The sequence below is a fragment of the Arcobacter sp. ISO1 genome (genome assembly GCF_058105185.1).
Window position 1 is genome coordinate 1901143 of record NZ_CM176573.1, and the last position, 13747, is coordinate 1914889.

General features: G+C 28.9%; 18 protein-coding genes. 11 read left to right on the top strand and 7 right to left on the bottom strand.

Annotation, left to right across the window (positions count from 1 at the left end):
• The first annotated feature begins 3 nt into the window (after positions 1–3).
• The gene (locus AC2TY9_RS09360) at positions 4–810 is read left to right on the top strand and encodes an ion transporter (protein ID WP_489777179.1); all 807 of its coding nucleotides are present in this window, start codon (positions 4–6) and stop codon (positions 808–810) included.
• 20 nt (positions 811–830) lie between these two features.
• On the opposite strand, the gene upp is transcribed toward AC2TY9_RS09360, so the two are convergent.
• The gene (gene upp / locus AC2TY9_RS09365) at positions 831–1454 is read right to left on the bottom strand and encodes a uracil phosphoribosyltransferase (protein WP_489777180.1); all 624 of its coding nucleotides are present in this window, start codon (positions 1452–1454) and stop codon (positions 831–833) included.
• A 154-nt stretch (positions 1455–1608) separates the two neighbouring features.
• On the opposite strand from upp, the gene AC2TY9_RS09370 reads away from it, so the two are divergent.
• The 4 genes from AC2TY9_RS09370 to AC2TY9_RS09385 all read left to right on the top strand — a co-directional run bounded on the left by AC2TY9_RS09370 (position 1609) and on the right by AC2TY9_RS09385 (position 5385).
• Positions 1609–2859, top strand: coding sequence for a uracil-xanthine permease family protein (locus AC2TY9_RS09370; RefSeq protein WP_489777181.1), 1251 nt, complete (start codon positions 1609–1611; stop codon positions 2857–2859).
• Between the two features lie 136 nt (positions 2860–2995).
• Positions 2996–3496 (top strand): YajQ family cyclic di-GMP-binding protein, encoded by a 501-nt coding sequence (locus AC2TY9_RS09375; protein WP_489777182.1) that lies wholly within the window; start codon positions 2996–2998, stop codon positions 3494–3496.
• 64 nt (positions 3497–3560) lie between these two features.
• A complete protein-coding gene (locus AC2TY9_RS09380) occupies positions 3561–4220 on the top strand; it encodes a response regulator transcription factor (RefSeq protein ID WP_489777183.1) in 660 nt (219 codons plus the stop codon).
• Positions 4213–5385: a sensor histidine kinase gene (locus AC2TY9_RS09385; protein WP_489777184.1), complete on the top strand. Its 1173-nt coding sequence runs from the start codon at positions 4213–4215 to the stop codon at positions 5383–5385. The genes AC2TY9_RS09380 and AC2TY9_RS09385 overlap by 8 nt, the downstream gene beginning before the upstream one ends.
• Here the strand turns inward: AC2TY9_RS09385 and AC2TY9_RS09390 are convergent.
• Positions 5375–5980 (bottom strand): hypothetical protein, encoded by a 606-nt coding sequence (locus AC2TY9_RS09390; protein WP_489777185.1) that lies wholly within the window; start codon positions 5978–5980, stop codon positions 5375–5377. The genes AC2TY9_RS09385 and AC2TY9_RS09390 overlap by 11 nt on opposite strands.
• Before the next feature lie 89 nt (positions 5981–6069).
• Here AC2TY9_RS09390 and AC2TY9_RS09395 point away from each other — a divergent pair, with 89 nt between their 5' ends.
• Positions 6070–6642: an NUDIX hydrolase gene (locus tag AC2TY9_RS09395; protein ID WP_489777186.1), complete on the top strand. Its 573-nt coding sequence runs from the start codon at positions 6070–6072 to the stop codon at positions 6640–6642.
• A complete protein-coding gene (locus tag AC2TY9_RS09400) occupies positions 6639–7127 on the top strand; it encodes a hypothetical protein (protein ID WP_489777187.1) in 489 nt (162 codons plus the stop codon). Before AC2TY9_RS09395 ends, AC2TY9_RS09400 begins: the two co-directional genes overlap by 4 nt.
• Here the strand turns inward: AC2TY9_RS09400 and AC2TY9_RS09405 are convergent.
• Positions 7120–8106: a phospholipase A gene (locus tag AC2TY9_RS09405; protein WP_489777188.1), complete on the bottom strand. Its 987-nt coding sequence runs from the start codon at positions 8104–8106 to the stop codon at positions 7120–7122. The genes AC2TY9_RS09400 and AC2TY9_RS09405 overlap by 8 nt on opposite strands.
• Before the next feature lie 94 nt (positions 8107–8200).
• On the opposite strand from AC2TY9_RS09405, the gene rpe reads away from it, so the two are divergent.
• Genes rpe through AC2TY9_RS09425 form a run of 4 tightly spaced genes read left to right on the top strand, consistent with a single transcriptional unit; the run spans position 8201 to position 10811 of the window.
• Positions 8201–8842: a ribulose-phosphate 3-epimerase gene (gene rpe, locus AC2TY9_RS09410; RefSeq protein WP_489777189.1), complete on the top strand. Its 642-nt coding sequence runs from the start codon at positions 8201–8203 to the stop codon at positions 8840–8842.
• A gap of 13 nt (positions 8843–8855) precedes the next feature.
• A complete protein-coding gene (locus AC2TY9_RS09415; protein ID WP_489777190.1) occupies positions 8856–9449 on the top strand; it encodes a phosphoribosylanthranilate isomerase in 594 nt (197 codons plus the stop codon).
• A 1-nt stretch (position 9450) separates the two neighbouring features.
• Positions 9451–10269, top strand: coding sequence for a 3'-5' exonuclease (locus AC2TY9_RS09420; protein WP_489777191.1), 819 nt, complete (start codon positions 9451–9453; stop codon positions 10267–10269).
• Entirely contained in the window at positions 10269–10811 is a 543-nt protein-coding gene (locus AC2TY9_RS09425) for an HD domain-containing protein (RefSeq protein ID WP_489777192.1), read from the top strand. Before AC2TY9_RS09420 ends, AC2TY9_RS09425 begins: the two co-directional genes overlap by 1 nt.
• A 22-nt stretch (positions 10812–10833) precedes the next feature.
• Here the strand turns inward: AC2TY9_RS09425 and AC2TY9_RS09430 are convergent, their stop codons facing one another.
• The 4 genes from AC2TY9_RS09430 to AC2TY9_RS09445 are packed head-to-tail and all read right to left on the bottom strand — an operon-like array spanning position 10834 to position 13690.
• Positions 10834–11391 (bottom strand): 2-oxoglutarate:acceptor oxidoreductase subunit OorC, encoded by a 558-nt coding sequence (locus AC2TY9_RS09430; protein WP_489777193.1) that lies wholly within the window; start codon positions 11389–11391, stop codon positions 10834–10836.
• 3 nt (positions 11392–11394) lie between these two features.
• On the bottom strand, positions 11395–12234 hold the full coding sequence (locus tag AC2TY9_RS09435) for a 2-oxoglutarate ferredoxin oxidoreductase subunit beta (RefSeq protein ID WP_489777194.1): 840 nt from the start codon (positions 12232–12234) through the stop codon (positions 11395–11397).
• A 1-nt stretch (position 12235) separates the two neighbouring features.
• Positions 12236–13366 (bottom strand): 2-oxoglutarate synthase subunit alpha, encoded by a 1131-nt coding sequence (locus AC2TY9_RS09440; RefSeq protein WP_489777195.1) that lies wholly within the window; start codon positions 13364–13366, stop codon positions 12236–12238.
• Positions 13367–13690 (bottom strand): 4Fe-4S binding protein, encoded by a 324-nt coding sequence (locus AC2TY9_RS09445; protein ID WP_489777196.1) that lies wholly within the window; start codon positions 13688–13690, stop codon positions 13367–13369.
• Between the last annotated feature and the right edge of the window lie 57 nt (positions 13691–13747).

The following is a 13747-nucleotide window of genomic DNA, read 5'->3' on the forward strand; positions in this document are numbered from 1 at the left end:
TAAATGACTACAATGGAAAAAATTCAAGAGATTAGGGATTCAAGGTGGTTTTCTAATCTTACAACTTTTATCATTTTAGCATATGCTTCTGTATTAGGATTTAAAACAATAGGAGAGGTTGAAACACATTATGCATTGTTTTTGCAGTTTGCTGATGTTTTTGTAACTATTTATTTTGTTTTTGAAATAGCTATTAAAATGGTTGCAGAAAAAAAGTTTATAAACTTTTTTAAATCTGGATGGAATGTTTTTGATTTTGTGATTGTTGTGATTACTCTTTTACCATTAGAACAATCTGGATTTGCAGCAATTGCAAGGATGTTGAGGGTGTTTAGGGTTTTAAGACTGTTTACTGCTAGACCTGAATTAAAAGCAATTATTGATATGCTAATTAAAGCAATCCCTTCAATTATTGATATTGTAATTTTAATGTTTATAATTTTTTATATTTATGCTATTGTTGGAAACTTCTATTTCCATGATTTACCATCTGGACTTTGGAAAGATTTCTTAGTTTCTATGTTGACTTTATTTAGGGTATTAACCTTTGAAGACTGGACTGATGTTATGTATGAAGCTATGGAAGTATATCCATGGGCATGGGCTTATTTTGTTTCTTTTGTAATTATTGCTGCATTCGTATTTTTTAATTTATTTGTTGCAGTTATTATTGGAGAGATGCAAAAAATTCAAGAACAAGATTTTCATGATGAGTTACATGAAGATAGTAAAAAATTAGATGTTTTACTTGAAGAAATTAAAAATTTAAGAGTTGAAGTATCTGAACTAAAAGAGAGTAGAAAAGAGTAATTCTTTTCTACTTTTTATAATTATTCGTTTGTATTAAATGCTCTATCTCCCGCATCACCTAGACCTGGTCTAATATATTTATTATCATCTAATCTTTCATCAATTTGTGCAATATAGATATCTACATCAGGGTGTGCATCTTGAACTGCTTTTACACCTTCAGGAGCTCCTAAAATATTTAATGAGATGATTTTTTTAGCACCTTTTTCTTTTAAATAATCTATTCCATCAATTAAAGATCCACCTGTTGCAATCATTGGGTCAAGTAAAAGTACAGTTTTATCTTTTAAAGGTGGGATATTTTCATAGAAAAGTTTACTTTGAGCAGTTTCCTCATCTCTTTTCATAGCTAAAAATCCACTTCTTGCATATGGTAATGTTCTTAAAATACCAGTTAGCATTGGTTCCCCAGCTCTTAAAATTGGAACTAAAACTAATTTTTGAACCTCTAGCACTTCAACATCAAGTGGTCCTTGCCAAGTTTGAATATTTGTAGTAATCGTAGGAAACTCACTTAAAGCTTCAGATGCAATGATTCTAGAAATCTCTTCAATAGTAAGTCTAAATTCATTTGAGTTAGTTCTTACATCTCTTAGTCTGTTTACTAAATGTTTTACAACAACATTTGTACTTTCTTTATACATTATAATAGCCTTTTTTTAGGGGGTTTTGTAAACCGTAGTTTGTTTATTTTAATGAATCTTATCTAAAAATTGCTTATAAATTACACATTAATTTACATCTGATTAATATAAACTTAGATAAAATATCTAAATTTAAACTTAAAAGAGGATGTATATGAAACCCACAGAATACAATTTTAGGATCAAAGACTCTATTCTAGGTCTACAGTTCCTATTTGTTGCTTTTGGTGCTTTAGTTTTAGTACCAATTTTAACTGGACTTGACCCAAATGTTGCACTTTTTACAGCTGGTATTGGTACCTTAGTTTTTCAACTTGTTAACAAAGAAAATATTCCCCCAATTTTTTTAGCATCATCATTTGCTTTTATTGCACCAATTTCACATGGTGTTAAAACTTGGGGTATTGCAGCAACCATGTCTGGACTTGTTGCAGCAGGTTTACTTTATGTAGTTCTTAGTTTTATAATTAGAGCTAAAGGTGATGGTTTTATTCATAAACTTTTACCTGCTATTGTAGTTGGTCCTGTTATTATCTCAATTGGTTTAATCCTTTCTCCTGTTGCAGTTAATATGGCTATGGGAAAAACTGGGGATGGAGCAATTGTATTAGTACCATTTGAAAAGGCAATTATTGTATCTATGGTTGCATTATTTACTACAATGTTTATCTCATTATTAGGAAAAGGAATTTTTAGATTAGTTCCAATCTTAGGTGGAATAATTGTTGGTTATATTGTTGCTTTATCTCTTGGCTTAGTAAACTTTCAAGCAGTTTCTGAGGCTGCATGGTTTGCAATGCCAAGTTTTACTGCTCCTGAGTTTAACTGGCAAGCAATTTTATTTATTCTTCCTATTGCAATTGCTCCTGCAATTGAACATATAGGAGATATGTTAGCTATTTCAAATGTTACAAAAGAGGATTATCTTAAAAAACCAGGTTTAAAAAACACTCTTTTAGGTGATGGACTTGCAACATCAGCAGCTTCATTGTTTGGTGGACCACCAAATACAACTTATTCAGAAGTAACAGGTGCTGTTACAGTAACAAAAGCATTTAATCCTGCAATTATGACATGGGCTGCAATTATGGCAATTGTTTTAGCTTTTGTTGGTAAACTAGGTGGATTATTAGCAACGATACCAGTTCCAGTTATGGGTGGTATTATGTTACTTTTATTTGGTATTATCGCTTCAGTTGGTATCTCAACTTTAACTAGAGCAAATGTAGATTTTAACTGTCCAAGAAATCTAATTATTGTTTCTATGATTTTGGTATTCTCAATTGGTGGAATGACATTTAATTTTGGTGGAGTTCCATTCTCTGGAATTGGTCTTGGAGCAATTACAGGAATTATCTTAAATCTTATCTTACCACAACCACGAAAAGATGATCACATTCTTTAATAATAAAAAGGAGTAAGACTCCTTTTTATTTAATTAGTATAAAACTTACCTTTACATATAATATTATTCACAAAAAGGGATATACAAAAAGAATTTATTCTTTACTTTTTTAAATTAAAATTTAAAAGGCAAATAAATGGCAACAAAAGAACACAGCTTTGATATTTCAGCAAAACTTGATATGCAAGAGATGAAAAATGCAGTAATTCAAGCACAAAAAGAGGTTGATAATAGATATGACTTTAAAGGTTTAAAAGCTGAGATTGATTTTAATCAAGGAGCAAAAATATTAACAATTATCTCTTCAAGTGATAACAAAGTAGATGCTATGTATGATATATTAATTTCTAAAATGAATAAAAGAGGACTTTCAATTAACTCTTTAGATGAGGCAAAAAAAGAGGATAGTTCAGGGGGAAATCGAAAATATTCATATGCAATAATAGATTCAATTAAACAAGATGAAGCAAAAAAAATTCAAGTTGAGATAAAAAATCTAAAACTAAAAGTAAAAGCTGTTAATCAAGGTGATGAGATTAGAGTTACTGGAAAAAATATTGATGATTTACAAACTATAATGAAACACCTTAAATCTTTAGAGTTCAAATCACCACTAGTTTTTGATAATTTCAAGTAAATTCAATACACACTCAATAAACAAAACTAGAGTATAATCGTAGTATTTTTAATAAGGATAAGTTTTGAAAATACTACTATTAGAAGATGATTTTGCATTAAACGATTTATTAAATGAACACCTATGTGATAAAAATTTTGAAGTAACCTTATGTACAAATGGACAAGAAGCTTTAGAAAAGTTACTTGATGATGTATATGATTTAGCTTTATTAGATATAAATACACCTATAATGAGTGGATTAGAGGTTTTAAAAACCCTTAGAGAAGACTACAATAATAATACTCCTATTATAATATTAACTGCATATCAAGATATAAAACATTTAAAAGAGTCTTTTGAAAATGGGGTTGATGATTATATTAAGAAGCCTTTTGACTTAGAAGAATTAGATCAAAGAATAATGAAACTTTGTAAAAACTTTATGATTGATCAAAGTAATGAATTTAAAATCTCAGATGATATAACTTTTTTGCCTAACACTTGCGAAATAAGAATAAAAGATAAAACAAAGAAAATCGCTTTGAAAGAAAGAGATATTTTAAAATATTTTTTTAATTATAGAAATAGAGTTATCTCATCGGATGAATTATTACAAAATATTTGGGCCTATGATGAGATGCCAACAGATGCAACAATAAGAGTTTATATAAAAAACTTAAGGGAAATTCTTGGAAAAGAAAGAATTCAAACAATAAGAGGAATAGGGTACAAATTTGAATAACAATGAAAAAAAAGCTTTATTGAGTTTTCTTACTATTTATGTTGGGTCCGCACTTTTATTAATAGGTATTTTATTATCTGTTTATTATAAAAATGAAGTGGAATCTCTTGAAGAGACTTGTACAATGGAACTTAAAAATGCTTCAATGCAAATCAAAAATGATATTTTAAATGCTCATATGCACCATAAAGATTTTGTACCAAAAAAATTAAAAGAAGAAAGTATAAACTATGCAATCTTTGATAAAGAAAAAAATCCAATTTATTCATATTTACAAGAAGGGAAACTAGTAGAGTTTAATGAAGATTTTTATGGAAAAGATAAATATCATTTTTATATGGAGAGCTTAAATGAAAATGATATCCCAATTAAGTATATTATTACTCAAACAACTCAAGGGGTTAAAAGTAAAGAAAATTTGAAGATATATATTATTGTTGCATTTTTTCTAAGTGCTATATTTGTAGCTTTTATTGCATTTTTTCTTGCAAGAATATTACTTAAGCCTGTTAGGGAAAAAGTTCTTCAATTGGATAATTTTATTAAAGATTCTGCCCATGAATTAAATACACCAATTTCAGTTCTTATGACATCAGTTAGTATGCTAAAGAAAGGAAAGAACAATGAAAAGATGTTGAGATATATTTTAAGTAGTTCTAAACAGATTTCTCAAATTTACAATGATATTCACTTCTCAGCCTTTTCAGATATAGATGAAAGTCATATTGAAAACTTTAATTTAGCAAGTTTAGTTAATGATAGTGTGGAATATTTTAATGATATTTCAATAACTAAGAATATTAAGATAAATTCAGATGTTGATAGATGTTTAGTTAAAATGGATAAAACAAAGGCTCAAAAAATTGTAAATAATCTAATCTCTAACTCTATTAAATACAGTAAAGCAAATTCAATTGTAAAAGTAAGTTTAAAAGATGCTATTTTAAGTGTCCAAGATTTTGGTATAGGGATATCAAAAAAAGATCAAGAAGAGATTTTTAAACGGTATAAAAGAGGGGTTAATCATGAAGGTGGTTTTGGAATAGGACTTGATATTGTAAAAAGAATTTGTAAAGATTATAATTTAAAACTAAGTTTAGAATCAAAAATCGATGAAGGTTCTACCTTCAAAATCGATTTTAGTAAACTTCTTATTACCCTATAGAGTTTATTTTTAAAGAGATACCTAGATAATCATTATCATGTAGAATATCTAGTTTTGAACCAATTGATCTATGATTGTGGTTTGATAGTTCCCCTTGAATTGTTTGGAAAATGTGCCAAAACCTTTCATTAAAAGGGGCATTTATCTCTTTTAGTTTATGGATAAATATATCATCAACTATTGTTTCTATTAGTTTATTATAAACTGCTTTATTGAAAGCTCTTTGGATACGATAGTTTTTCATAATAATAAGATTACTCTTATAGATTTTTTTCTCATCTTCTGTAAATTCATTTAAGTTATTTATCGAATCTATCTCATCATCCAGATAATCTTTTATGTCATCTATTTGTTCATCAAAGTATTTTTTAAACTCAGGTTTTAAAAGAAGTATTTTTTCTGTTAAATCATCGTCATTTAATCTTTTCCCTTCTATATTTAGAGTATAAATTTTATCTTTTTCATAATCATGATGAATCGCATTATATATTTGAATGGCAGGGTGAATGTATACATATTTATCATCTTTACCTTTTTTAAAACTAACTCCATGGGGAGAGATTAACTCTTTAGGACCTGTATACTTAAGTTTCATTATTACATCCTTTTTTTATTTATACAATTATAATATTTGATTTAAACTTATTTTATTGAAAAATTAATAAAATATTGCAAAGGTTAATTATGAATAACAAAATTGAAAAGTTTAAAACCAGTGATTTAATTGATACTAAATTTGTTCACCCTGTAAAAATCTCTTATACTCAAAATGGGATTGAGAAAAATTGGGAAGCTGTAAAAAGTTTTGATTCAGTTGCAATTCTTTTATATCACAGTGAAAAAAATGAATTTATATTAGTAAAACAGTTTAGACCACCTGTTTATTTAAATGATAAATCAAAATTATGCACTTATGAATTATGTGCTGGGATTGTTGACAAAGATAAGTCATTGCTTGAGATTGCTAAAGAAGAGATTGATGAAGAGTGTGGATATAACGTTCCTTTAGAAAAAATTGAGAAGATAAGCTCTTTTTACACAAATGTTGGTGTAAGTGGCGGTTGTCAAACACTTTTTTTCGCACAGGTTGATGATTCTATGAAAGAGCATGATGGTGGTGGTATAAATGATGAACAAATAGAATTAATGTATCTACCAATAAATGATTACAAAGAATTTATGTTTGATGAATCAAAAGCTAAAACACCAGGTTTAATGTTTTCATTCATGTGGTTTATGGAAAAAAGAGCACAATGAACTTAATTGTTTATGGAAGTCTTATAAATAAAAGGGAACTTGAAAAAGAAAATATTAATCTTGTTGATATTGAAACCATAAAGGTTTATGGTTTTAAAAGAGTTTTTAATCAAGAACCCTCTTATAGATTTAAAAACTCAATTAATAGAGCTGTTTTAAATGTGCAAAAAGATAAGAACTCTTGGTTTAATGCTATACTAATTAAAAACTTATCTTTAGAGTATTTTGATATTTTAGATATTCGAGAAAAAGGTTACAACAGAAATATTGTTTCTTCAGATTGTATAAAGACTTATTGCGGGGAAAAGCTTGGAGATAGTTTTTTATATATGGGTAAAGAGGAAAAAACAAACTATGAAATTTTGCCAAATTTAGATTATTTGGATATTTGTTTAAATGGAGTGAAAACCTTTGATAAAGAGTTTTTAAACGACTTTTTAAAAAGTACCTATAAAAACTCCAAAGATGGTTTAACTCTTATCTAGATAAAGATATACCAAAATTTATTCTACTAATCTCTTTATCATAATCGATTAAACTCTCACCATAACCATTTGAAAGCTGAATATATCCAAATGTGTTTTTTGAACCAAATAAAGGGAAAGTCCAATCAAGTTGTGTAAACCCTTTATTATCATCATTAAATTTCATATTATTTCTAAGAAGTAATTTAAATGTGTGTTTTTTGTATGGATATACCAAGGTTAAATCCCCATAACCTAAAAAATCTTGAATATAAGGATTATCATCATCTACCTCTTTTTCAGGAATTCTATACCAAACCTTTGGAATAGCAAAAAGATTTCCAAGTTGAAAGTAACTTTCTAAATATAATCTATTCCAAGATCTTGATTTAGGTTTATCTTGACCATTCGATTCATGTAAAAATCCAAATTTAAAACCTTTTAATGCTGTTTTATCAGCCCTTATATAAGGTATATTCACAAATATTTCAGGTCTATAGTTTGTTTCTCTAAAAGGGGCTGAGTCATTATATAATTGCCACCATGAAGTATGTGTATATCCAAAATAAACAGTTTCATTTAAACCAAAGAAGTTATTGATTATTGGTTTTTTAACACTTAATTGAAATTTTGTTTCTGTTTGACTTCTACCATCGCTTCTTTTTTTTGTGTCATAAGAAAAGGGAAAAAAATAGTTTTCATGATAAGGGAAAAGATTAAAGTTTGAAGCAAGTATTTGTTCTATTGTTTCAACTGTTTCTTCATTTTCAATTGGATCAAGATTTTCAGTAATAACGTCATTTGTAATTTTTATCTCTTCATCTATGTAAGTTCTATTTATATTTCTTTCTTTTTTTGCAATCTCTTTGTATGTGATCATTGCTTCTTTAAAATTACCATTTTGTTCATACTCTTTTGCTTTTATATATAATCTATCGAGGCTTTGTGCATTTAAAAATGTTGTAAAAAATATTGTTAGTGCGATAATCATTAATTTCATTGTGAATCCTTTTGATTTTGAAATAGTACCTAAAAAAGCAAAATAAAACTATAAACTAGGTATAATCGCGAAAAATTATTTTAAAGGTTAATATATGCTAGTAGCTCCTTCAATCCTTTCAGCAGATTTTGGAAATTTAGCTGAAGAGATAAAAGCTATCTGTGATGGTGGATGTGATTTAATTCATGTTGATGTAATGGATGGACATTTTGTTCCAAATATGACAATTGGTCCTGTTGTGGTTAATCCTGTTGCAAAGGCTGCAACAAAGCCTCTTGATGTTCATTTAATGGTTGAAAATAATACTTTTTTTGTTGAGCTTTTTGCTCCTTTAAAACCAGAATATATTACATTTCATATTGAAAGTGAAAAACACCCACATAGACTTATTCAAAAAATTAGAAGTTTAGGAATTAAACCAGGGATTGTTTTAAATCCTCATACTACACCTGAAACAATAGAATATTTACTTGAAGATTTAGATATGGTTTTACTTATGTCTGTAAACCCAGGTTTTGGTGGACAAAAGTTTATTTCATCAGTTGTTGAAAAAACTAAAAAACTAAAAGAGTTAATTAATAAAAGAAATCCAAATTGTTTAATTGAAGTTGATGGTGGAGTAAATGATAAAAATATCCAAGAACTTAAAGACGCTGGAGTTGATGTTGTAGTTGCTGGGTCTTATGTATTTGGAAATGAAGATTATTCAAAAGCAATTAAATCTCTTCAAATTTAAAAGTTAAATCTATATGAAAATTAAAATTTGTGGGATTACTAATTTAGAAGATGCACTAAATGCAATTGATGCTGGTGCTGATGCCTTAGGCTTTGTTTTTTACGAAAAAAGTCCAAGATATATAGATCCTTTTAAGGCTAGAGAGATTGTAGAGCAATTACCACCTTTTGTTCAAACTGTTGCCCTTTTTGTAAATGAGAATAGTAGTTTTATAAACCAAGTTTGTACAAATGCAAAAATGCAATTAGCTCAAGTTATTGATGACGATAATTATACAGATTTTAATATTTTAAATTTTAAATATATTAAAGTGGTTAGAGCAAAAGAGAAAAAAGATCTTATTGAAAATCAAGGAAGCTATGTTTTAGTAGATGCCTTTGTTGAAAGCTTTGGTGGAGAAGGTAAAAAAATTGCCCTTGAATGGTTTGATGATATAGATTGTTCAAAAATGATTTTAGCTGGCGGCTTAAATGAATCAAATTTAAAAGAGTTAAAGGGATATAACTTTTTTGGTGTTGATGTAAGTTCTGGTGTTGAATCTGCTAAAGGGAAAAAGGATAAAACTAAAATGATTAATTTCGTAAAAGCTGTAAAAGAAATAAAATAATATGTTTTTTCAAAGGTTAGTAGACAAACTTAAAAAAAGTCCCATTGATTATGAAGAGTTTTTAGATTTACTATCGAAAAATAAAGATAGATTTTTTGATAATTCCCAATTGGAATTTGAACTTTTACTATCAAATGGGATGCCACTAGATATTGTTGATGATAAGGTTATTTTACTAACAACTAATACTTTAATAAAAGATCAAATTTTTTGTATTGTTGATATTGAAACAAATGGTGGAAATGTCAAAAAAGGGCATCAAATTATAGAAATTGGTGCAGTAAAATATAAAAATGGTGAAATAATTGATAAGTATGAAACCTTAGTATATGAAAAATTTATCCCAGAATATATCCAAGAGGTTACAAAAATCACTCCTTGTATGCTTGAAGACGCTCCAACTATTAAAAAAGTATTAGAGGAGTTCAAGCTTTTTTTAGGTGATGATGTTTTTGTTGCCCATGATATTAAATTTGACTATAATTTTATCTCTGCATCTTTACAAAAATATGATTTAGGAAGATTGCAAAATAGAAAATTGTGTACCATTGATTTAGCAAGAAAAACAATAAAAGCAAATAGATATGGTTTAAAATATTTAAAAGAGGACTTGAATATAAATATAGATAATCATCATAGAGCTTATAGTGATGCATTAAGTACTACATATATTTTAGAAAAATCTTTTAAATGTTTAGGCGAAAGTGTAAAAACAGTTGAAGACTTGATTGATTTTTCAAAAAATGCTAAACCTGTTATGTCAAGAATGGAACTTAACAATGGTAGAAAAAGAAATGAAAAGAAAGAGGAGAATAAATAATGTTTTCTCAAGAAAAATATTTAAAAGCTTTACATTATGCTGCAAAAGCTCATGGTGAACAAAAAACTCCAAATGGTGAGCCATATATTACCCATTTAGTATCAGTTGCTATGGAGGTAATGCATGCATGCCAAGAGGGAGAAATTGAAGATAAAAAAGCTGATTTAGCAATTACAGTTGCCTTATTACATGATACTATTGAAGATACAGATGTAACTTATGATGATTTATATTCAACTTTTAGTGCAGAAGTTGCTGAAGGTGTTGATGCTTTAACAAAAGATAAAACGCTTCCAACAAAAAAAGAGCAAATGGAAGATAGTATTAATAAATTATTAACTCAAGGTTATGAGATTCAAATGGTTAAATTAGCAGATAGAATTACAAATATGCAAAAACCACCTGAGTCTTGGGATGGTCAAAAGATATTTAACTATCAAAAAGAAGCTAAGTTTATCTTATCTTGTTTAAAAAATTCAAATCTACATCTTTCAAAAAGATTAGAAGAGAAAATCAATAACTATATAGTTTATATCAAATAATTAGCTCAAAAGAGCTAATTATTTAAGCAATTGCTTCTTTCGCGTATTTTAATCCCAAATCAAAAGCTTTATTGTTTAATTCATGAACTTTCGGTGGAACTTTAGAAAGCATTGTTTCTCTTAGTGTTTCATTATCTACAATACTTCCTGTCATTAAGTTTGCAATAGAAAGTGCTAAAACCGATTGAGTAATAACATTTCCAACTTCCTCTTTTGCAATTGTAATAATTGGAATTTCATAGATATTCCATTTTTTTCTATCCTCTTCACTTGGAGTCACTAAATTAGGTTCAACTACAATAGTTCCCCCAGGTTTTACTCCATCTTTAAATTGGTCATAAGAAACTTGTGCAACAGATAACATAAAATCAATCTCTCCATCATTTGCATATGGATATAAAATTGGTTCATCTTCTAGAGTGATATCAACAACAGTTGGTCCACCTCTAACTTGTGAAGTATAAGTTGCTGTTTTTAGACCATAGCCACCTGCTTTTATTTTAGCCGCAGCAAAAATTGCTCCAGCAAGAAGAACACCTTGTCCTCCTACTCCTGTAAATCTCATTAATGTTCTAGCCATGATTTACTCCTGTAATTGAACCATTGTTTTATTTTGATGAGCCTCTTGCACTTTTTTATATGAATCTGTATATTCAGCTTTTGTTGTATCTTGTTTTAATATTCCAGTAGGGAATAAATTCTTTTTTTCTGCATCTTCTAATTTGTCAAATTTAGTTTTTGCCATAGAGATTGAATCAATCCATTCTAAATTTGCCATAGCAGAGTTCATTTTATTTTTTCTACCTAAGTTAACATGGCAATTTGAAAAAATATCAAAAAATGAATATCCATTATGCTCTAAACCTTTTACAAAAACTCTTTCAAGTTTTTTAGGATCTAGCATAGTCTCTCTTGCTACAAATGTTGCTCCCGCACCAATTGCTAGATTACAAGCATTAAAAGTTGGATCAATATTTCCTCTTTTTGCAGTTACTGTCCACATACCTTGTGGTGTTGTTGGACTTGTTTGAGAATTTGTAAGACCATAAATGAAATTATTAATCACAATATGATTAATATCAATATTTCTTCTACAACCATGAATAGTATGATTTCCGCCAATTGCTAAACCATCTCCATCTCCTGTTACACAAATCACATGCTTATCTGGATTTGCTAATTTAATCCCAGTAGCATAAGCAATAGTTCTACCATGAGTTGTGTGAACTGTGTTACAATTTATATAAGATGAAAATCTTCCAGAACAACCAATTCCAGATACAACACAAACATCATCCATGTTCCAACCTAGTTTATCAATTGCTCTAATTAGTGCTTTTAATATAACACCATCACCACAACCCCAACACCATAATGTTGGCATTTTATTTGTTCTTAAATATTCGTCATAATTAAAAGCCATCTTACATACCTTTTATTTTTTCTATTATTTCAAGTGGAGCTATTGGTCTACCATTTGCTTTAAAGAGTTTATGGAAATCTCTTCTTCCACTTGCTCTTTCAATCTCTTGAATATATTGCCCCATATTAAGTTCAGTAACTAAGATCTTATCAAATTTATTACATAATTCTTCAATTTTTGCTTCAGGACTTGGCCAAAGAGTAATTGGTCTAAACATTCCAACTTTAATCCCTTCTTCTCTAAGTCTACTAATAGCTTCTCTCACTGAAAGTGAAACTGAACCATAAGCAATTATCATAATATCTGCATCATCAAGTTTATATTCTTCGTATAAATCAATCTCATCTACATGTGCTTCAACTTTATTAAACAATCGTTCGATTAGATCTTCACATTTTTTTGCATCTTCTGTTGGATGTCCATTTGCATCATGGTGTAATCCAGTAAAGTGATATCTATATCCTTGAAACATTGGATTTAAAATTGCTGGTTCATCTTGTGGAACCTCATAAGGTTTATATTCTTTTGGATCACCTTCAAAAACTCTTCTTGGTTTTATTCCTGCTTTAACCTCTTCTAAATCTGGGATTACAGCTTTTCCAGACATATGTCCAATAGTTTCATCTAAAAGTACAAATACAGGTTGCATAAATCTATCTGCTAGATTAAAAGCTCTAACTGTTTGGGTATAACACTCTTCTAGATTTCCAGCACAAAGTGTAATAGATTTATAATCTCCATGGGTTGGTGCCTTTGCTTGAAGAACATCACCTTGTTGAACACGAGTTGGAAGTCCAGTAGATGGTCCACCTCTCATTACATTTATAATTACTAATGGAACTTCTGCAATATATCCAAGACCAATATTCTCAGCCTTTAAAGATATTCCCGGTCCACTAGTTGCTGTTAATGATCTTTTCCCTGACATTGCAGCACCCAAAGCAGCACATACTCCTGCAATCTCATCTTCCATTTGGATTGCTGCACTACCTTGTTTTGGTAAAAGATCTGAAATAGTATGCATAACTTCTGATGATGGTGTGATTGGATATCCCGCAAAGAATTCACATCCTGCATCAACTGAAGCAATAGCTGCTAAGTCATTTCCTGTTGATATTAATTCCCTTGCCATTTATACCCCTTCACTTAGAACTCTATAATTATTTTTCTTGATGGCTTCACCTCTTGATTTTGCGTCTTCTGTTAATTTTGCAAATTTAAACTCTTTTTTATCTGCAACATAAATAGCAAAATCGGGACATGATAGTTCACAATCCATACAACCAATACATGAGTCTTTAGCAATGATTGATACCATTGCACCAAGTGTAGAAGTAGGCTCTTGTCTCATAGCTAAAACACCTGCAGGACATACAGAAACACAAACATCACATGCTTTACATCTTGTTTCATCTACCCATACTGGAGTATTCGCTGGAGCTTCTTTTATTGCCATTGTTTTCCCCTTGTAAATTTTTCTTTGAAATTAACAATTTAATCTCAAACACAATTT